Raw genomic sequence first — 20819 nt, forward strand, 5'->3', positions numbered from 1 at the left:
GTTCCCGTTGGATCCTGGCGGCCTTTGGCGTCTTGGCGCTTTCCTTCTTCCTGTCCGAGAATTGTGCTCGCCCATTGGAGCAAAGTTCGTGCGAGCATGCTTCCATGGTGCTCGCGCATCTGCGGTCCTTGGTCCTGCCCCTTTTTGCTTCGGTGTTCGTGCCCTGGCTTCTCGTGGGGCTCGGCGACGAGCCGCCGCGAACGACGTGGTGGCACGCCCTGCGCGCCGCCCCCGTCCTCGCCATGGGCCTGGCGATGCTCGGATGGACGGTCGCGCTCTTCGTGCGGGTCGGCAAGGGAACGCTGGCGCCATGGAACCCAACGAGGCGGCTCGTGGTGGTCGGGCCCTACGCCCATGTCCGCAATCCGATGATCAGCGGCGTCTTTTGCATCCTCTGCGGCGAAGCCCTGCTGCTCGAATCGTCGCGCATGGCGACATGGGCGCTGCTCTTCCTCGTCGTCAACCACGTCTACTTCGTCTTCTCGGAAGAGCCAGGCCTCACGATGCGATTTGGTGCAGAATACACTGAATACGCGCTCCACGTTCCGCGGTGGCTCCCTCGGCTGCGCCCATGGCGCCCCGATCGGACACTTTGACAAGGCACCGACTCGTACCTCGGGGAACATTTGTCAAGATTGCAGGAATAGGAAGGCGCGACGCTCCTATGCCGGAAATCGTGGGGGGCCAGGCCGTGGCCCTGCTCTTGCTATTCATCGCACCATGGGCCGTCATTCCAATGCCGAATCGGGACAACACGGGGCGCAGGGAAAGGCCGCGGTGATCGTCGTCGGCGGGAGCGGCGGCATGTCGGACCGCTACCGCACGATCGTCGAAGAGCGCGGGCTCGAGCTGCGTCACTTCGAGAATCGCGTCCCCAATGGCACGCGACGCATCCTTGGGCGGGTGGCCGCGGTCATCGTCATGGTCGGCATGGTCTCGCATTCGCTTCGCGATCAGGCAAAGTCGCTCGTCCCCGACGATGCTCCCGTCGTCTATTTGCGCTCCGCGTCCCTCTCCGCACTGCGAAACGCCGTCGCGTCGATCGAGCCTTGACATAGCGCGGTTGCTGCGCGCCCAGGGCGCCGCCGCGAAATTTCTGCCGAGCAGCGCTACTTCTTGCGCGAACGCTGAGAGCGAGAGCATCGAGAACGCCTTCGCCCCCGAGGCGTAGCGATCTCGGCCAATGTAGTCAGTGACAAGATCTATGTTGCCGCCATCAATATCGACGCTATGTTGTCGATGACAATATTGGAGGCGAACATGAACGACTTGCGATCGACGTTTCTCCCGCTCGCCGTTGCGGCGTGCGTCTCGACCATCGGCTGCGCATCCCTCGCCATTGCCACGGCACCCGACAAGCAGGCGGTGCACGATGACTCGGCCGGAGCGAAGGTCGCCGACGCGGCCTTCTGGTCGACCCTCCACGGAGGGCACTACGAGCAAATTGGCGGCACGCTCGATCTTCTCGAGGCGGCATACCTTGCGCGCCCGAATGACCCCAAGACGGCGGCACACATCGGCTTCCTGCACATCTGGCGGGTCTCGGAGCGGGAGCGCATGGAAACCGTCCCGCCGACGGTCACGGACGACATCGCACTCGCACGCCGCTACTTCGACGAGGCCGTCCGGCTCGACGCGAAGGATGCGCGCATCCACGGGTTTCTCGCCGCAACGATGCTCGCCGAGGGGAGAATTCACAGTGACGAGAAGCTCACGCGCAAGGGCTTCTTCGAAATGCAGGACGCGGTGAGTGAATGGCCCGAGTTCAACTTGTTCACCCGCGGCTACGCGATGAGCGGGCTTCCCTTCGACCACGAGCGCTACGCCGGCGCGGTCGAGGATCAGTGGGCGACGCTCGACACCTGCGCACACGGCGAACGAATCGACAGGAAGACCGCAGATTTCGCACCGTACATGGGCCTCGAGACGCGGACAGGACGGAAACGCACTTGTTGGAACTCGTGGATCGCGCCGCACAACTTCGAGGGATTCTTCCTCAACATGGGCGACATGATCGTGAAGGCCGGCGACCCAAAGACGGCGCGCAAGGTGTACGCGCAGGCGAAGCTCTCGAAGGAGTATTCGGCATGGCCTTACCGCGACGTGTTGGACCGGCGCATCGCGCAGGCCGACGAAAACGTCACCTGGTTCCGCACGCCGGCCAAGGGCGACAAGGAGCGTCGCATCATGGGTGACAGCGCCTTCGCCTGCACCGGTTGCCACCAGCAATGAGCCATTCCCTCGAGCGTGCCACCATGTTCGATTATCTCTTTACGGTCATGGGCCCCATCGGCAGCGCGGCGGTTCTGGCGACGCTCCTGATCGCCCTCACCTTCGTCGTTTTCATTGCAAACGCGGTGAATCCAAAAAGACTTCGCGGGCATTGAGATCTTCTCGCGATGCGGAGCAGGTCTACCGACCGCTTCGCCTGTCGAACACATGTCTGCTTGACCGCGTCCATATTCGAACGGAAGTCTTTCGACTTCATGAATACGCGAGGGTGCCCGCGCAACGCGCTTCGCCGGCAAATACCGCCCTCTTCGCGTGGAGAAGCCGTGTGATCGCATCGATCATCAGGCGATCCGACTGGCCATGATCGATTCGATCATCTGCGTAAAAAATAGACGTATATGCAACCGGAACGATACTTGCGAAACAAGGACATCCCACTTCCACAGCCTAGTGAGGAAACCCATGTCAAGAATTCGATTCCACGTTTCGGCGATGAGTGTTGCTCTGGTCATGATCGCGGGAGGTTGCGCCGTAACCGCGAAGGACGACTCCACGACCTCGGCGAACTCGGTCACGAGCGCACTCGTTGCGAAGAGAAGCGAGCCGTACCTTTACATGGGGTGGGGCGATCCTCCTAGCCCGAGCGCGGTGATGAACGCGAGCGGCGTTCGCTCGTTCACCATGGCGTTCGTGCTTTCATCGGGCGGCTGCAATCCCGCCTGGGATGGTTCCAGGCCACTCACGGGTGGGGTCGACGCCAATGCCATTTCGGAAATTCGAAATGCAGGCGGCGACATCGTGCCATCGTTTGGTGGATGGAGCGGAAACAAGCTCGGACCGAACTGTGCGACGGCATCCGAGTTGGCCGGGGCCTACCAAAAGGTCATCGACGCATACCAGCTCAAAGCCATCGACATCGATATCGAGAACACCGACGAATTCGAGAACCCCACCGTCCAAGATCGCATCTTGAGCGCCTTGAAGATCGTCAAGGACAACAACCCCGGCATCGTCACCATCGCCACCTTCGGAACCACGACGTCCGGTCCCAATGACACGGGAAAGCGCCTCATCGATCAATCGAAGGCGCTCGGGTCCAACATCGATATCTTCACACTCATGCCGTTCGACTTCGGCAGCTCGAACATCTACAACGACACCGTGGGTGCCGCCGAGGGGCTCAAGAGCAAATTGCAGTCGACCTTCGGCTGGTCCGACGCTGAGGCCTACGGCCACATTGGCATCTCGGGGATGAACGGCCTTTCCGATCAACAAGAGATGACCAGCGTCGAGACCTGGACGCAGATTCGCGATTGGGCCCGCGGCAAGGGCCTGGCTAGGCTCGCATTCTGGGCGGCCAACCGCGATCGAGGGTGCCCCGGCGGTGGCGTCGTTTCCAATTGCAGTGGGATCGCTCAATCCGACTGGGAGTTCAGCAGGGTGACCGCGGGCTTCTGACGGCCCTCGAGCGTGCTCGGGAAGGCGTCCGGTTTGGCGCCTTCACTGGGCATGGTTGGCGTGCTCGATGAGATCGATGTAGGCGTCGAGCGAGGCGGTTTGTTCGGCCTTCGCATCGATGACCCGGCCCGCACCATCGCGGATGGGGATGAGCGTGGGAGGAATGGTCGCGATCCGCTTCGGCAAGTTCAGTGCTGCATTGCGGGCAACGACTTCGTCGCGCAACTTCGGATCCAACCGGAGACCATACTTTTCGACGAGCGCCCGGAGGGCAGCGCCATCGCCGGTGGCCTTGATGCGCTGGTATTCGGCCAGGAGCTCACCGACGGCCCTGCGCCACGCATCCGGATCCTTCACCACGAAGAAGACGTCTCCGTTGCGTCGCTCCACGGAAATGACGCCCTTGTCGCGGAGGAATCCCAACTCGATGAATGCGGCACGCTGGTGGTCCTCTTCGATCACGTCTCCGTGGGGCACTTGCAAATGATTGGTCAACAGCATCGTCGTCTTGGCCGCTGGGTAAACGCGTGCGCATCCGGTGTCCGGCAAAACTCCGATTTCCACCGTCTTGGGGTCGCCGGTGAGGTAATCGGCGACCAGATCGGCCCGCCCTTCTTCCATGGCTCCAAAGTGGGGGGCCAACGGCTTCGCCGGATCGTCTGCGAGCGACGGCATGACTTTCCCCGAGCCATGCCCCGTAATTTCGTGAAAGCCCGCCAGGGCATACCAAAGATACGGCGCACACCGGTCCATTTCGGCGCGATCTTCGGCGGGAGCGAACGCGGTGGTTCGGCGTGTCCCCATCACCGCGCGATTCGTATCCTCGACGCTCAACACGATCGCATTCTTCGAGCCGTATTTTTCTTTTAGATCTTGGGCATCGGGCAGATTGATGCCCCCGAACCCGAAGGGGCCCGCACCCGCCGTGGCAGCGAGTGCCATGACGGCTGCCGCCGCCGGTGGACGAAACACGTCGCGCCGATGCTCCGGGGCGAAGGGGAGCTTCTGCTCGAAGTACGCGGCATTCGCGGCCAGAGCTTGCAGCGGGCCATTGCGCTCGGGATCGGGCATCGATACGAAGGCCAGAAAGCTCCCCTTGCGCTGGCGAACATCGTCGTACGTCAGGATGAAACCAAAGGCGTAGTCGATCGGGAAAGCCTCGGTGAGCCACTCGATATCGTGCTCGCGCATCCGTTCGTTGTCGCCTGTCTCCAAGTACGTGACGAGGCGCTCCAGTGCGCGTTTCTCTCTTGCTGGCGCGATCGCGCTCGCGTCGCGAAGGTGCGAAATGATGTGTCGAATCTCCGAAGCGGCCAATCCCGGCGGCGTACGCGCATCGCCGGCGCGGTAGACCTCTTCGATGATCTTGCCGTTTTCTTTGCGCAGGCGGCCATTGAGTTCGTACTTCTCGCGATATGTCTCGAAGTCCTTGCTCGTGAGTCCTTGGTAATGGCTGGCCGCACTCTCGACGATGGGATCCTTGCCCGGCCCCGGATTCTTGTCGACGAGCATCGGTTCGACCTTCGGATCGAACATGGCGGCCAACAGCTCGGGCGCAACGGCGACCCCCGTCGACTGGGCCGCGCGCTCGAATTCGCTCTGCGAAATGGGCAAGGTGATCTTCAGGCTCGTCCAGTGATCATGCAATCCGTGGTAGAGAAAGAGGTACCTGCGGCAGGCAAGGACCCGTTCGCGCAACCTTGGCTCGAGCCGCTCGGCCTTGGCCAGAATCGCGCGCACCGCAGCCTGCGCGGGCAACGCAAAGCGCGAAGACTGCATGGTGAGCAGCGAATCCGCGCTCCAAGCCGCCGCCACGAGGTGGTACGCGAGCGCGCGCTGCGAAGGCGTAAGCGCGGCGAACCCGGTGGGCGGATACGACGCCACCGTCGCGTCGCCGACCGAATCGAGCACCGTGGCCTTCGACGGGCCACGACGCACCTCGCGATACGGCTCCACATGCGACGGGCGCACACCGGAGCATGCGATGAGGGAGAGCGCGATTCCCACGACGGAGCGGCCGAATCGGTGCGGTAGACCCATGATTGTGCTTCGTCCGACGGCGCCCCCAAATTTCACCCCCGGAATCACCTACTGCACGGCACCACCATCGCCACGGACCGCGAGCACCTGCACGTGCCATCATGGCCGCAATGCCCAACCGGAGCCGCGAGGAGATCTCAACTGCCGTGTCGACGTGGGGGCGCCCCCGCGAAATTGCATGGCGCGCCTGGAGGTGGGCCGCCACCTTCGACCAGGGTCTCATCGCCTTCGCGGCCGATGACGACGACGGATGGGACCGACTTCGGCGCGAGGGAGCATTGCTCGCCTGCCTCCGCGACCGGGTAGCCTTTGGCATCCCCGGTGTGATCGTCGAGGACGAGGCGCGCCGGCTTCAATTGCGGCGCATGGTACCGGGCATCACCGGCCAGGCCGTCGAACAGTTGGTCTTCGGCCACGCCACCATCGAATCGGCGGGAGCGCGCTATCGGCCGGGCCTGCCTCTCACCCGTGAAGGGGCTCGCCTTGCGCGCGATCTGGGGCGCGCGCTCGGCGAGCTGCAACACGCCGTTTCCGTGGATGATGCGCACGCGCTGGGATTTGGTCGACGCGAGTACGGGCCGATCGTCACCGAAATCGACGCCTATTTGACCCGGCGGCACGACTTGCGCGATCTTCACGAGGTGCTTCTGAGCCTTCGCAGCTGGTTCGCGATGCTGCCCGAGCACCTCGCCTTCTGCCTTTGCGATCTTCAACTCCACAACATGTCGGTGCGGCCGCAAGACGGAGGCCTCGGCGGCTTATTCGACTTCGACGATGCCGCCGTCGCAGACGGTCTCGAAGATTTCAAATACCTCCCGTCCTTCGGGATTGCCTTCACCCAAACCGCGCTCGAGGCGTTCGTCGCTGCGGGCGGGCGGGCTGCGAGCATCGCAGACATCGGCCGATTTCACGTACTCTCGGCGCTGGAGCACTTTCTCTTCGTACCCGAGGAGAGCGAACGTTGGCCGCGAATCGTGGAATGGGTAAGGAGCGCTGTCGCGCACTTCGCACGAGATTGGTAGCGGCGCTTCACGATTCCGGCGGTGTCGTCCAGGAGGCGAGTAGGGCGTGTGCCAGGCGAAGGTCACGGGTGCCGTGGCCTTCGGTGAAGGTCGATAGAATCGGAGCAAGAAGGCCCTTTGCTTTGGAAGGGTTCCCTTGGCTGGCCAGCAGGCGACCGTAGCTGCAGGCAAGTCGCAGCTCCCAGCTCCTGGCATGCTGACGGCGTGCTATTTCGAGGCCGCGCTCGAAGATATGTGCTACTTGCTCGGCATTCGATGGGGCCATAGCGAGGAGTATTTCCCCTTTCAAGCGAAGGAGCTCCGGATCGCAATAGTGCTCCCCCGTCCGTTCCGCGATCTCCATTCCTCGATGGATTGAAAGCATGGCCTCGTCGAGTGCGCCAATTTGCAGCTGCCCCTGGGCCAGCACGGGAAGATAGCGCGTGAAGCCGATGGTCGCGCCCATCGTGGCTCGACGGGACAGGGCTGCGTGGAGGTCGTCGATCCCCTGGCGCTCACCGCACTCGACTTGCGTGTACGCTCGGACGACACGGGCCGTGGACGCGATGAAATGGAGGCCGTACTCCTCGCACAGGTGCAATACTTCGTCCACGAGAGTCCGCGCCTCCGAGAACTCACCGCGGTCATTGTGCTGAAGGGCGAGCAGGAGCAACCGTATCAAGAGACTGACCGGATGATCGTATTTGCGCGCGATTCGCACCCCCTCTTGGCAATGGCGCAGCGCTTGGTCAGGCTCTCCCAATAGCCAGAATGCATAGCCAAGATACACGTGCAAAAGTGCGCCGACGTCCGCCCCCATGTAGACGCGAATCGCTCCTCGCTCCTGCGCCTCATAGAGCCGTATGCCCGCCTCTGCATCGTCGCGGCACCCCGTAAGGTCGCCGTAGTAGAGTGCCGACGCAACCGTCGCCATGTACGCGGCGAGGATCATGCCCTGATGCGCGGCCTCCTTCGCACGGGCCATCAGATGGGCCGCCCAGTCGAGACCGGTGCGGTGCTCACCCCGAACGTGGTTCAATTGTTGAAGGCTCAACATCGCCCAGAACGATTGTTCGTCGCCGTCATACGTCTCGGCGAGCTCACGAATCCGCGAAAGCGTCTCCCGAATACGGATGGACTCGAGTCCATCCTCGGCGAGGTACACGCCCGCCAGCTGGGCCCTCAGCAAAAGCTCGCGTCGGTCGCGGATCGAACTCGATGGCAGCAGATCCAGTTGCGCCATCGCACGCGCATAGTGCGTGAGCGCGTCGATGTTTGCCGACCTTTGCAAAGCCTGTTTCGCCGCCTTCTCGAAATAGACGCAGGCCTCCTCGGGGCGCTTCGCCTCGGCGAAATGCCTGGCCGCGATTTCTGGGTTTTGCTCGGCAATCTGGGAAAATTGCGAGACCAGCACCTCGGCGGCTCGCTGATGCAGCTCCTGCCGCTCTTGTTTGACGAGGGATTGGTATGCGGCTTCTTGCACCAGGGCGTGTTTGAACCTGCACGTCGCGCGCGCGATGGGCCCGATCGGGCGAAAAACCCCGGTCTCCACGAGCTGGAGAAGTCCGATCCGGAGTGATTCTTCGGAAAGAGGCCACATGGCCCGAAGCAGATCGTAATTCATTTCGCGCCCCAGCACCGATCCGACCCGCGCCAGCTTCCTGCCGGGCTCGGGCAAGCTGTCCAGGCGGGCGTGCAAGAGTGCCTCGAGGGTCGCGGGCACCGCGCCAACCCAGGACGACGGTTCATTTCCGCCCTTTTGGAGCGCGTCGACCACACTATACGTGAGCTCCTCGATGAAGAGCGGGACGCCGTCGGCGCGCTGTACGACTTGCTCCACGATCGCGGCGGGCAGATGGCTCCCGCGACCGGCAAAGCCGACCATCGCGGCGCTCTCACTCGGCGAAAGCCGGCGTGGAGCGAGGTGATGCAAGAGCGAGGAACGCGCCCAGAGCGGCTGAAACTCGGGGCGCGCGGTCACGAGCACCATGGCCGGCACCGCGGCGAGACTCGGTAGCCAGCGCTCCAGCAATTCGAGCGTAATGGAGTCTGCCCAGTGCGCATCTTCGACGACGAGCAGCAAGGGCTCCTGCTCGGCCAGCCTCTGGAACAAGCCGATGAGGGCTCCGAGCATCTGGTGCTTCAGCAAATTCGCACTTCGCGACATCGGCGGAGCGGCCGCATCTTGCGTGGGAAGCCCCAGGAGGGCCGCTTTTTGGAGCGGAGAGGCATCCGGATCCAATCCCATCGAGTGCTCCAGGCCTTCGAGGATGGGCTGCAATGCACTGCTCTGGGAGTGCGGCCAGCATTGGCACCGCACCAGTCTGTGCCTCTCCGTCGCCAAACCTTCGAGATGCTGTTCGAGAAGACGCGACTTCCCGATTCCCGCCTCGCCGACGACGAACGCGCATTGGCCTTTGCCGCCGCTGGCCAAGCGCCAAAGGCGGCCCAGTTCATCGAGCTCGAACGTGCGCCCCACCAGCGGCGTGACGTTGCCCGCTGCAATCGGGTTGAAGCGAATCCGATTCTCTTTCCGCCGCAACAATCGATACGAATGTTGTGGCGCCGTTCCCCCCTCGACGGCCACATCCTCGAGCGGCGCGAGCTCGAAGGCGCCCTGCACGAGCATCTGGGTTGCCCGATCCGTGAGAATCTCGTTCGGCTGGGCGCGGCGTTCGAGCGATTGAGCGGCGTCCAGCGCCTCGCCCTGTATCCTCAGGGGCGCGGTTTCCGGATCCACGGCGAGCGGAATGCAAGGACCTGTCGCGATCCCGACGCGGGCGCCACGGGAACGCTTGTCGTCATTGGGCCGAAATGCATCGACAATCAGAGACGACGCACGCAATGCGCGCTGAGCGCTGTCTTCGTGGGCTCGAGGATAGCCAAAGCACGCGACGACCTGTCGGCCCAAGGAGGATAAAATCGTGCCCTCCAATTGGCGCACAATCGTGGCGCATGCCTCGAAAAATTCGCCCACCGAGTCGTCGAGGGCCTCCGTCGATGTCGTGTACGAAAGGGAGCAAGCCATGGCGGTAATCTGGCGCCACTCGGCATTCGCCATGAGACCCGGCATTCGTTGCCGCGGAAAGCTCGGGTCCGACGTCCCCTCTGCGTCCGTGCCGGTGGATTGTCCGCGCAGGGCATGGACGAGCAGCACTTCCAAGGCCACGAACGCGTCCAGCAAATCGTCTGCGCTGCCGAATCGCGCGTCCTTCTCTTTCTCGAGAGCGCTCTTTACGATGCGTTCCGCTTCCTCGGGCAGCTCGGGCCGCGCCCCCCGCAGCGACGGCGAAGGGGCGGACGAGAGTACGGCATTGCGCAGTTCGGCAATGTGCTTCCCCACGAAGGGCGAAAATCCCGTGAGCAATTCGAAGAACATCACCCCCGCAGCCCAGATGTCCGTCCGGCCATCTTGAACCTGGCCACTCCATTGTTCGGGCGACATGTACTGGGGTGTCCCGAGGAAATGTTTGCCAGCGACGTCGTTGCCCGCGGTCAGTTGGGCGACACCAAAGTCGAGAATCTTGGCCGTTCCGTCCCTGGTGATGAAGACGTTGCTCGGCTTCAAATCGCGGTGCACGATTCCAGCGCGGTGTGCATGCGATAATCCCTTGGCGATGTCGATCATGAGTCGGACGGCCCGCCGGACGTCGATGACCGCTTCATTCGTCGCGCGCGCGCGGGCCATGATGGCGTCGAGCGGATGCCCCTCGAGGTGCTCCATCACGAGAAAGGGGTGCCCGCCGTCTTGCCCGATGTCGAACATGCGCACGATGTTTTCGTGGTTCAAACGCGCGCACGCCTGCGCCTCGTGCTGAACGCGCTCCAAGGCCTGCGCCGTGTTCAGATCTTTGCGCGTAAGAAACTTGATGGCCACCTTTCGATCGAGAACGGTGTCCTGCGCGAGAAACACGACGCCCATACCGCCGGTCCCCAAAGGCTCAATCAACTCGAATCGGGTTTGGGTCATTCCGCCGAGCCTTCTTCCGGGCTTCAAGGCGGTGCCAACGGCTTTCGTTGGGGTGGGCGTGTCGCCACTCTGCCGGTCCGGCATCCTACGAGCACCGTCCGTCAGCGTCCCAACGGCGCTTTCCGGCGCGGCGGGCCTATCTAGGTTCTTTTTCGTCCTCGCCCTCATCCTCCTCCGCCGCACGTAGGATGCCACGGCGCATGCACGATGCCTGCGCTCGGCGACACCCATTCGTCCATGCCCACGACACTCAACGTACATTGAATCGACGAGGTGGTCGAATGCTACCGCAGCGAGATGTCGACATCCGTTGTCATCTACGGAAGCGAATCTGTCCCGAGGTGTGGGACTACGTTCATGTGCGGGTTGGATTAAAGGCGCCTTTGCGGCGCCAACGGCCACCCCGTGGGTTTCATTGTTCTTTGCAGACAGGATCGATCGATTCCGCGCGAGGCTGGCGCCGGTGCTCGCGGTCTCGAAAAAACGAGGCGGTGCGTTGGGCGGATCGCCATTTGGCCTCCGCGGCCTGCAATGATTTCTCGCACGATTCGAGTTCCGCGGCACGTTCCTGCGGGTTCGGGCACTCGGTGGTACGTACGACCACGACCCGCGCGCCGCGTTGGACCGGACTCACCACCGTACTTCGACAATCCCACCGCGATGCCGTACGCAGCTGCGCGCACTTGTTGCGGAGCGAGACTTGCTCTTGGTTGGCCCTTTCTTGCTCGGACTCGAACTCGCGAACCTTGTTCTTGAAGAAATCCTCCGCCGCCAAAGACTCCTCGTACGACCGCTCCTTTTTCTTTTGGATCAATCGATGCATGGCGTCGGTGCACGTGGATGCCGAGACGAAGCGCGTGTACGTGATGACTTCCGCAACGCTTTCCGTCGAGGTCGATTCTTCCGGTGGCGCATTGTCACCGGCGCCACCTGCGCCACCCGCGATAACCAAATCCATTTCGGTGAGGGCCCGTCGATCGATCAACCAATTTTCATGATCGCGGTTCTCGTTGCGAAGGAGAACGCGTTCGACGAATGACGGCCCCGTGTTCACGGCCGGCACTTTCGGAAGAGCCATCAATGCGCAAACGCGTTCCGTGGAGGTTCGGGCCCCCGACTTGGTCAGTCGTTGCAATTCGTCCTTTACGAGCGCCTCGCACCCTTGCCTCTGCGGCTCGCCTCCCCCAAGAACGAAGATGTCCGCCCATTTCTCCGTTTGCTCGGTTTTCTCCGAGCGCGCGCCGATGACGATGCGTGCGCGGTACGCGATCTCGGGCTCGTCCCGCCCCACGCTTTTTGCATCTTCCTCGGAATGAGCCGTTTGCGTCGACGAGGCGCACGCGGAGGAGCCGAGGACGAGCACGGCGAATACCGGCGCCATTCGCCGCACGACACGCGCCGTACGCCGGCTTACGCTGCGAGATGTCTCTTTGATACCGCTATTGGCCCGTTGCATTTATCGAAGTCCTCTCTCGCGACGCCAAACGTGACGTTCCGCGTGAGATCTTCGCCCGCACCAGGGACCCGGTTGCTCGAATTTTACACCTCCCGTGCGACCTTGGCGTGATGGGCGTCGGGGGGGTACGGCCCCGCGACGCGGAGTCCTGCGAACCGGCCAATAAGCGAAAGGCATGTGCACGGCGCGCGCGTATATCGAATTAAGATAGTGGCATACGGAGTGCGCAGAGGATGCTCTCGTTGAGCAAATTCTGCTCAGCGACACGACGCTCATTTCCAATACCAAATCATGTATACAGAGCTTTGAATGACCATTTCGAGATTCACAAAGGCCATTTCATCCATTTTTCCAGTCGCGCTGTCAGTGGCCTGCAGCAGCACGCCCAATGCAAATACGAATGCCGGTGACGCATCCACCGATGCCGGCCCGCCGCAACTCGAAGATGCGTCCTCCGACGGTTCCACGTCCGCATCGGATATTCCCGTGTACGTGCGCGCAGACCTGGCGCAGTGGTCCAACATGTCGGCCGCACGCGCGGAGGACGGACGCATTCACCTCCTCGTCGCGAAGACGCCCATCGCGGACTCTCGGGCCGCGCCATCCTATTCTTGGGTCGACGCAGAGCCTGACGGTCGCATCGCCCGGGATGGGGACTTCCCTGCTCTCCCCGGCGCGCGATTGTCGCCCATCGCCATGGTCGGTGGCGCCCAGGATTGGTTCATGGATGCTCCGTCGCCACGCGTCAGCCCGGCGGAGCGGCCGCGCCCGCACCTCCTCAATCTATCGCCCACGCCGTCTTCGGACGCGGGGGCCGTACGACCCCTGCCTTTCCTCTTGGCCGACGCGTTCGAGGGCGGGCAGCCGATAGAAGACGCCTACCGTGCCCGGTGCGCCTCGAAGGACCCGCTGTTCGTGCTGAGGGGCTTCGGGCCCACAGCCTACGTGCGCGCTTGGCACCTCGCAACCGGGGAGGACGTGGTCATCACCTCGAATTGCGGGTTCACACGATGGCTCAAACTCGCGGCGGACGGTACTCGGTTGGCCGAGTCGACCCTCGCTGATTTTTCAACGCTCGAGGGCACGCCAGAGGGTGTGGGGTTCGTCCCGATGGCGACCACGTTCGATGTACAGGCCGATGGTGCGACCACCGCCGTTCTGAACATCCAGGATGGTTGGCCCTGGACCGCGGTGCTCGCCTCGATGGGCCTGCCGCCTCAGGAGCCGCGAGCGAGTCGTCAGGTGGTCGTCCATCTCGACGGTAAGGGAACCGTGCTTTGGCGGACGGTTCTGACGTCGGATACCGTGCGTGCCCCGTCGGTGATGGCAACGACGCGCAGTGCGATTCATGTCATCGGCGAGACGTACCATCGGACCGAGCGCCCCGGCGACACCCTCGAGGCGGACGTTTGGATCGCGTCGCTCGATGCGACCACGGGCGCCGTCCTGCGCGAACGTGTACTCGACGTCGAAGGAGAGGACTCGCCCGATGCCGCCATTGCGGATCCCCGCGGCGGTTTCGTTCTCGCACTACGGACCGGCGCGATTCAAGTCGACAGCGGCAGTGTCGTCACGTTCCCCGACGTGACGCTGATCGCCCTCGACGATCAGCTTAACGAACGCGATCGCCTTCGATTCGGGAGCCCGCGCGCGGACGGTGTGACGACCTTGTCATGGCTCGATGATACGCGGCTGTTGGTCGCCGGGAATTGGGACGGCCCGATCACGCACACGCCTGATGCCGAGCGTCACGCGGCCGGGTTCTGGGCCACCGTTCCCCTCGGCAACTGGCGGGAGCGAACGGTCATCCCGAAACCGTGGTAACGACGTTGAGCAAGGGAGCGTCTGCTGCGAAACGGCGAAGTTGCTCGGCGACGAACCGTTTCGCGCGCGGATAGAACGACGCCGATCCGCCGGCCACATGCGGCGTAATGATCACGCCCGGGACCCTCCACAACGGGTGGTCCCCGGGAAGTGGCTCCGGATCGAGCACATCGAGCGCCGCGCGCAGCCGTCCCGAGGCCGTTTCCGCGAGCAGTGCAGCCGTATCGATGGCCGTGCCGCGACCCACATTGACGATCAGCGCATCGTCCGGCAAAGCCGCCAATTGCGCAGCACCGAGCAAGCCACGCGTGCCCGGGGTGTCGGGCACAATCAGCACCACGATGTCCGCGTGGGGCAGCAGCGCGGGCAACTCCTCGATACCGCGCACGTCTTCCACGGGGCGCGCCGTACGCGCGACGCGCGTCACCAAGGCTTCGGCGGCAACGAGCTGGCGTTCGATGGCCTTGCCAATCGCCCCATATCCAATCAGGAGAACGCGGCTGTCGGCGAGAGAGCGCGTGTGCTCCCTCGCCCACGATCCGGTGGCTTGCTGCGCGAACCAGCGCGGCAATTCCCGCTGCGACGCGTGAATCAGGGCGAGGGCATGCTCCGCAACGCTCAGGTCGTGCAAGCCATGACCATTGGCCAGTTGCACCCCACGCGGCACCCGCCGCAGCAACGACTCGACCCCCGCCGACAACGACTGGACCACCTTCAGGGCAGGCATTCGCGCAAGCAAGCTGGCGGGAACCGGGCCGCGATCGTACGGAAGAACGTAGAATTCGATCTCGTCCACGTCCTCCGGCGGCGGGCCATTGCCATCGTAGATCCGGGCATACATCCCCTCGGGAAGATCGATATCGGCCCAGGGCATGAGAACGCGTGCAGGCATGGTTTCTCCGTGGATCGATTCGTCGTTCCATCCACGAAGGTAGCAGGCTACACGGGGCTGGGGGAGACCGAAGCTACGGCCGCTGCCAGATGTCGTTGAGCGGCTTTGCGTACTGGTCGTTTTTGGTCAGAGGACGAAGCCCCAAGACCTCTTCCATGGTTCGCGCAATGCTGTAGTGGTCATAGCGGAGATTCGACACGAAGCCCGAACGGAGAAGCCCGGGTGAGCCCGCAATGATCGTGGGGATGTGTTGCCCATCGAAGTAGTGATCTTCATCCCAGGTGATGACGAGCAACGATTTTCGCTTCGTCCATGCCTCCGAGGCGAAAATCTTCGGGAGGTTCGTCCTCATCCAGGCATCCCCCGTCGCGACGCTGCAGTCGTGCATCATGTTGCAGCCGTTCGGCTCGAACCATACGAACGAAGGCGTCGTCGTATCGCTGCCGAGGTCGGCCCATAGCTGTTCGATCGGATGAAGGCGGGCTGCGCAGCGCTCGGGGCTCTTCATGTCGGCGAAGAACCAGAACGGGACGTTGTCCGGATAGTATTTCCCCGTGGGCGTATCGTGAGAGACTCCGTCACACGGGCCATTCGCGCCTTCGACGTACGCCCGCCACGTGCGGCCCACCTCCTCGACGCGGTTGCCGATGTGGGGCGCGTCGATGCTGAGGGTGAGCGGCGGATTGTCGGTCCGTCCGAATGCGCTGCCGCCCGCAACGGCGATGTAATTCGGATTGCTCGGGTGCACGAGTGCGTAAGAATTCGCGAGGACGACGTTGTTGGCGGCGAGCTCGTTCAGATACGGTGCCGCCGCATTGTCGATGACCGCGCCGAATCCCTCGTTCTCCATGATGACGAAGAACACGTGATCCAGCATGGGGGCCGTGCTTTGGGCGGGTTCCGGCGCGGAAGCCGCAGGCAGAGGCAAGGACAGGGTCAACGATAGATTGTCCGCGTAGGCGTCGTTCGTCTGGACGAGGAGGTTGCGCACCGGATCGCCTTCGAGATCGAGTTGGACGCGGATGCGGCGCGTGCCCGCGGGAACGGTTCCTTGGGCCGCGCGACGCTGGAACGAGGTGGAGGCCCATCGGTCGACCACCGTGACGGGACCGATGCTCGCGGCGCCGAGCGCATCGTTCGCGATGCCCTGGAACTTCACGGTGAGCTTCGCCGCCGCTCGTTCGTATGCGTACCCCCCGAGCCATCCCGAGAGGTCGAAGGTGACGTTGCCGCGGTCGATGTCTACCGCCGCGCTACTAACATCGATGAACTGCTGGAGCGAGGAGTTCCCCACCGGCCCGCCGGCAAAGAAGTTGGCACCGCGCCCCTCGGGTCCTGGTGTGGATGCGGTGGGGAAACCCGTCGTATTGGCATAGCCGATGATGGTCGGCACGCCGGCGGTCTCCCACCCTGGAATGGTCACCCCGTCGTAACCGCTGGCCGTCGATTCACCGAATTCCGCATCGCCGTTGACGATCAAATTGCCCGACGTTTGCGCGGCAAGCGTCTCGCCGCGCGCATGGGGTTCTTCGGTATTCGCATTTCCTGGCGACCCGGCGTCGCTTCGGCAGCCCTGTAGATAGACGCTCGCTGCAACGAGCGACGACACCCCCAACATGACGGTCGTATGAATTCGGCGCATCTCACCCTTCCTTTTCGTGAAAGCGCATATCACGTTTCGTCGTGACAGCCGTTGCACTACTTGGTGACATTTGAGTAGCGACTCAATTCGGATGATTGGCCCATTTCGGATCATCGTCGAGCATGGCCGTCAGCCAAGCATAGAACTCGGGCGAGGAATCGTAGACCAACGCGACATGCTGCGTGCCCGGAATGTAATAATAGCGAGCAGCTGGCCACGACGAGGCGATCTTCGAGCCCAGCTCCTCGAGCTGCGCGTTGAACGTCGCGGCGGGCAAATTCATGTAGCCGGAAATCACGCTGTCGAACGTGTACGAGACGAGCGCGAATCGGTTCGGTCCCTTGGAATATTTCGCGGACAGGAAATCGAAATAGCCAGGAATTTCGTCGCACGCGGCGCAGTCGGGAGGGAGCTGCAGGCCCCAATGGGCTTTCACCGTCTCCCAGATCCCGGATGCCGGCTGGATCATCGGCCCCGAATCGTCGAGCCCATCGACGCGCACACCGGGAAATCTCCGCTGCGCGCGGTCGAAGTTGAATACCGTACCAAAGCCCCCCGCGCTGACGCCGGCCACGATCAATCGCTTCATTCCGGGCCAGGTGGAGGCCACGTACTCGAGCGCCTTTCCGACATTTTCGTACCCGACGTGATGCGCGGTCCGGCTCGACCCGCTGTAATCGTATTGAATGACGTTGTTTCCCGCGTGATCGTCGCCCGTGCAATAGGGCACGTAGACCATGCTCCGGCCGCGAAGTGGCGTGTTCCCTCCGGGCACGGTTTGGACGATCCGTGCCTGTGGGTCGGACTCGAACTCGTCCTTCGTGAAACCCGACTCCATGTAGGTCGCGGCCTTGAGACCGTAACAAGTATTGCCGTCCCAGCACCCTCCCCCCCCCGCCATGTAGAAGATGACCTCCGGCGATTCAGGGGCCACGTAAACGCCAATCCCCGTGGGCGCTCCGTTGCCGCATTTCATGCCCGGAATGTCCACCCAGGTCCATGTATTCGCAGGCACCGGAGACGGAGCGGTCCCTGCATCTCCATCGTTGCCCGCACCACTGCCCGACGACGAGCTGCATGCGGAATTCGACGACACGAACAGCGCGAGACCGACGGCCGCGCCCCATGAAGCCATGCCCGTAAGCGTCGCCATGGCTCAGGGTACCACCTTGGAGAATGCGGCATTGGCCCATCCCGCGGCCAGTTGGCGCGGTGGCATCGGCTGGCCGCCGTATACGGCGTGACCTACCGCGTCTTGGTACACCAGCCACGGAGTGGCCCCGCTCTGCGAGACACCGGGTTTGCGGTAATCGCATACGCCATCGGGGAAAATAGCCTGCAGCTCGGCCCACTGGGCGTCCGAGAATCCCGGGCCATAATCGTCGTCTCGGTTCAGCGGCTTCAACTGACACTTGGTGATGTCCGTGCTGATCGCGTCACCGGCGATCGTACGGGGCGTGCCGAAGACGGATCCCGATCCGGTGACCTTGCAGTCGCCGTCCACATTTTGGACGCCAGGAACCAATGGGCAATAGTCGACGACGTCCGCCGGCCTGTCCTCGAGGATCTTTTGCGAAAGTGGCACGTCCCGCGCGTCGGCTTCGACCGCCGAGAGCCAGCGGTCCATGGCAAAGAGCCCTTCACGAGGATAATTGAGGCCGCCGAAGACGGGAAACTGACCAAACCATAGGACGTGATTCTTGTGATGTCCCTGCGCCCGGTCGAGCCGTGCGCGGAGCGCCCAGCTGCGGTAGGTGTCGTGCGCCAAACCGTGATCCGGCCCGCGCAGGTCGATGATGGCGACCTGCCCCATGTTGTTGGCTTCGTTGATGGCCCCGCTGCGATAGGCGTTGGCGAGCGCGCTCGGGTCGGCCACGGTTCTCTGCGCGGTCACGTTGCCGTCGATGTCGATTCCGCCGATTTTGGCGTTGAGATCGATGAACTGGTCCGGCGTAATCATCCAGCTTTGGAGCGCGGACAGGCCGTACGGAACGCCGGTGTTGTCCATGGCCAGGCCTGCAAAGCCGCGCCCCGCGGCGCGTTCGCTCGCCGTCCAGACGTCGGGTGAACGCGGTCCGAAGAGATTGATCGCGAGATCGGCCATCCCACAGCGAACGCCGCCCGGGTTGGTCACCGGATCGTAGCGATCCTGGGCCGTCGTTCCAGAACACGCGTAGGTCGCCACGGCCGCCGAGAAGAAGGAGGTGTCGGAGAGAATCACGTTGAGGTAGTTCGGATGCCCCGTCACGAAGCCGAATTGGAGCGGCGTCCAGAGGACCCCGAATTTCCACTTGAACGGATTCTCGAAATAGGCACGAAGCAAGTGGTAGTCCCCGACCTGCGTGGTGGTCGTCCACGTATCGGGGAAGGAGCATTGCGGCAAGATGCCTTGGTAGATGCCAGGGTAGGCGTTCGCGATCCACTGTTGCGACAGGGAACCGCCGGAGCATCCGGTGCCGATGGTGTATCGGAGCTCGCCGTACGTTTCGATGAGGTGCTCTTTGGCCATGACCAACGACTCGGCCTGCGTCAGCAGGTTGCAGTTGTGGCCATTGTTGTCGAGCGCCGTCGACATGACGGCGAAGCCTCGCCCCAGGGCAACCGTTGGGCTGTTGGCTATTTTGTTGTCGATGGCAGGAAGCCCCGTGATGTTGCCCGCAGAGCCGTCGTAAAAGATGCTCGGCGCGTCCCCGGCGCCATAGCTGACACCACAGCTTCCGCCATGGGTGATGAGCAACTTGCGGTTCCACTGCGTTTGCGGCGCCCAGGCTTCCCAAGGAGATCCGGGTTGGAACAGCACCCCAATCTCGTATTGGTCGCGATCCTGATATCCCGTCTCGACGCGCACGATGAACGGGACGGTCACACCGGCGTCGGTGGTGGTCATGGCGATGTCCGACGGCGGATGTTCCACGTCGTACGCCTGCCAGTCCTTGTTCGGGTCGGTGGATCGGTAGAAGAAGCGGTACGCGACGGGCTGATTGCACGCCTCGTCCGTCGCCGACGCCTGGCACACCCAATGTTGCACCTGGGGCCCGGAGAAAACGGGGCCGCCATTGGGATGGTTCACGATCTCGACACGCCGTGGGACGCCGCTGGCCAAGCTCGCCGAAAGCCGATTGGGCCCGAGTGCGAGATGGGTAAGAAGCCCCATGACGCGCCCATTCGCGCGGCGGGCGAATGCGGACGTCACGTCCTTCCCGTCGACGTCGACGCGAAGGGCCGCGACGTCGCCCTGCTCGGGCAAAATGATTTCGATCAACGCATCGTCGGCGCTGACGAGATCGGGGCGATTGGAAAGCACCTGGATGTCGACACTGGGCTTGCCCTCGGACGGCGAACCTCCCGCCGAAGGCCCCCGATCGGGAGACCCCGCGGACGTGCCCGGGGCGCCGTCCCCGCCCCCGCAGGCCCAAAACAACATGGCGACAACGCCTGCGCGCAGAACCGTTCGAGTCTCTCGGGCCTCTCGCATGGGCACGCTCCTCAATGTGACATCGTCTGATGCCACTTTCAATGAGGAAGCAAACGATGTCAAATTCGAAGCCACGGCTGGGCATCGAAATGTGGCAAGGCCCACATGTGTGCCTTGTATCTGGAAGCAGATGAGGTCAAATAAGGCGGTGACTCGCTTGGCGGCAGGTTCGAACGCAACGGAAGCACAACGTGTCTACGGTGGTAGGAGCGGCGATCAACGTCGCGGCGAGCGCCGTGTGCGGCTGATCGCGGCGGGGCTCGTCTGTTTTGGGCGAGATGGCTTCGCCGCCACGACCACGCGGAGCATTGCCGCGGAATCGGGCCTGACGCAGCGCTATTTCTACGAGTCCTTCACCGGAATCGATGACTTCTTCGAACAGATCGTCCGCGAGCTGGGCGAGGAATGGCAAGCCAACATCGCCGGTGCCATTTCGGCCGCACCACCCCGGCTCGAAGAACGTTTGCGCGGCGGCGTGACGGCATACCTAAAAGGTATCCATCGGAAGCCGTACGTTGCCCGAGTGATGCTCATCGAAGCCTTTACCGCCGCCCCGACGACGTCCCAGGTGGAGCGGTTTCTCGCCGTCATGGGTGAACTCATCGAGAAGACCATCGCCGATGAGTTCCCGTCGAAGTCGAAAGTCGCCGCCGACCGAGACTTCTTGGCCACGGGCTACGTCGGCGCCATCCACCACGTAGCCTTGCGATGGGTTCGGAGCCGATTTTCGGAGCCGCTCGAAAAGGTCGTCGACGTGATCATCAAGCTGATCGTGGGTTCGCTGTCCGGCTATGGCACCTCGAAGCCCGGCAAGGACAAGGCGCGGTAG

At 63.0% G+C, this 20819-nt stretch carries 15 protein-coding genes; 8 read left to right on the top strand and 7 right to left on the bottom strand.

Translation table 11 applies throughout. The features are described from left to right. Positions 1 to 104 precede the first annotated feature (104 nt). From LVJ94_26725 to LVJ94_26745, 5 genes are all read left to right on the top strand, one after another. Positions 105 to 596, top strand: a complete 492-nt coding sequence (locus LVJ94_26725) for an isoprenylcysteine carboxyl methyltransferase (GenBank protein WXB00504.1) — start codon at positions 105 to 107, stop codon at positions 594 to 596. Between the two features lie 124 nt (positions 597 to 720). Further along, positions 721 to 1053 carry a DUF2325 domain-containing protein gene (locus LVJ94_26730; protein ID WXB00505.1) on the top strand — a complete coding sequence of 111 codons (333 nt, stop codon included), beginning with the start codon at positions 721 to 723 and terminating at the stop codon, positions 1051 to 1053. 207 nt (positions 1054 to 1260) lie between these two features. Next, the gene (locus LVJ94_26735) at positions 1261 to 2232 is read left to right on the top strand and encodes a hypothetical protein (protein ID WXB00506.1); all 972 of its coding nucleotides are present in this window, start codon (positions 1261 to 1263) and stop codon (positions 2230 to 2232) included. Further along, a complete protein-coding gene (locus LVJ94_26740) occupies positions 2229 to 2387 on the top strand; it encodes a hypothetical protein (protein WXB00507.1) in 159 nt (52 codons plus the stop codon). The genes LVJ94_26735 and LVJ94_26740 overlap by 4 nt, the downstream gene beginning before the upstream one ends. A gap of 307 nt (positions 2388 to 2694) precedes the next feature. Then, positions 2695 to 3690 carry a chitinase gene (locus LVJ94_26745; GenBank protein ID WXB00508.1) on the top strand — a complete coding sequence of 332 codons (996 nt, stop codon included), beginning with the start codon at positions 2695 to 2697 and terminating at the stop codon, positions 3688 to 3690. A 42-nt stretch (positions 3691 to 3732) separates the two neighbouring features. Here the strand turns inward: LVJ94_26745 and LVJ94_26750 are convergent, their stop codons facing one another. Continuing rightward, positions 3733 to 5730, bottom strand: a complete 1998-nt coding sequence (locus tag LVJ94_26750) for a dipeptidyl peptidase 3 (protein ID WXB00509.1) — start codon at positions 5728 to 5730, stop codon at positions 3733 to 3735. Positions 5731 to 5831: 101 nt separating this feature from the next. Here LVJ94_26750 and LVJ94_26755 point away from each other — a divergent pair, with 101 nt between their 5' ends. Continuing rightward, positions 5832 to 6752 carry a phosphotransferase gene (locus LVJ94_26755; GenBank protein ID WXB00510.1) on the top strand — a complete coding sequence of 307 codons (921 nt, stop codon included), beginning with the start codon at positions 5832 to 5834 and terminating at the stop codon, positions 6750 to 6752. 7 nt (positions 6753 to 6759) lie between these two features. On the opposite strand, the gene LVJ94_26760 is transcribed toward LVJ94_26755, so the two are convergent. Together LVJ94_26760 and LVJ94_26765 are read right to left on the bottom strand one after the other, a co-directional pair. Beyond that, positions 6760 to 10701, bottom strand: coding sequence for a protein kinase (locus LVJ94_26760; GenBank protein WXB00511.1), 3942 nt, complete (start codon positions 10699 to 10701; stop codon positions 6760 to 6762). 412 nt (positions 10702 to 11113) lie between these two features. Next, entirely contained in the window at positions 11114 to 12082 is a 969-nt protein-coding gene (locus tag LVJ94_26765) for a hypothetical protein (GenBank protein ID WXB00512.1), read from the bottom strand. Between the two features lie 384 nt (positions 12083 to 12466). Between LVJ94_26765 and LVJ94_26770 the strand changes: the two genes are divergently transcribed. Continuing rightward, positions 12467 to 13981, top strand: a complete 1515-nt coding sequence (locus LVJ94_26770) for a hypothetical protein (GenBank protein WXB00513.1) — start codon at positions 12467 to 12469, stop codon at positions 13979 to 13981. Here LVJ94_26770 and LVJ94_26775 read toward each other — a convergent pair. The 4 genes from LVJ94_26775 to LVJ94_26790 form a co-directional block, all read right to left on the bottom strand. Continuing rightward, positions 13962 to 14873: a 2-hydroxyacid dehydrogenase gene (locus tag LVJ94_26775; protein ID WXB00514.1), complete on the bottom strand. Its 912-nt coding sequence runs from the start codon at positions 14871 to 14873 to the stop codon at positions 13962 to 13964. The two genes, LVJ94_26770 and LVJ94_26775, sit on opposite strands and share 20 nt — an antisense overlap. A gap of 73 nt (positions 14874 to 14946) precedes the next feature. Next, positions 14947 to 16515, bottom strand: a complete 1569-nt coding sequence (locus tag LVJ94_26780; protein ID WXB00515.1) for an alkaline phosphatase family protein — start codon at positions 16513 to 16515, stop codon at positions 14947 to 14949. 82 nt (positions 16516 to 16597) lie between these two features. After that, positions 16598 to 17668: a pectinacetylesterase family protein gene (locus tag LVJ94_26785; protein ID WXB00516.1), complete on the bottom strand. Its 1071-nt coding sequence runs from the start codon at positions 17666 to 17668 to the stop codon at positions 16598 to 16600. A 3-nt stretch (positions 17669 to 17671) separates the two neighbouring features. Next, a complete protein-coding gene (locus LVJ94_26790; GenBank protein WXB00517.1) occupies positions 17672 to 19939 on the bottom strand; it encodes a DUF6351 family protein in 2268 nt (755 codons plus the stop codon). Between the two features lie 49 nt (positions 19940 to 19988). Between LVJ94_26790 and LVJ94_26795 the strand changes: the two genes are divergently transcribed. Further along, complete coding sequence (locus LVJ94_26795) at positions 19989 to 20819, top strand: TetR/AcrR family transcriptional regulator (GenBank protein ID WXB00518.1); 831 nt, start codon at positions 19989 to 19991, stop codon at positions 20817 to 20819.

The organism is Sorangiineae bacterium MSr11367 (genome assembly GCA_037157805.1).
In the GTDB taxonomy this organism is placed as follows: domain Bacteria; phylum Myxococcota_A; class Polyangia; order Polyangiales; family Polyangiaceae; genus Pendulispora; species Pendulispora rubella.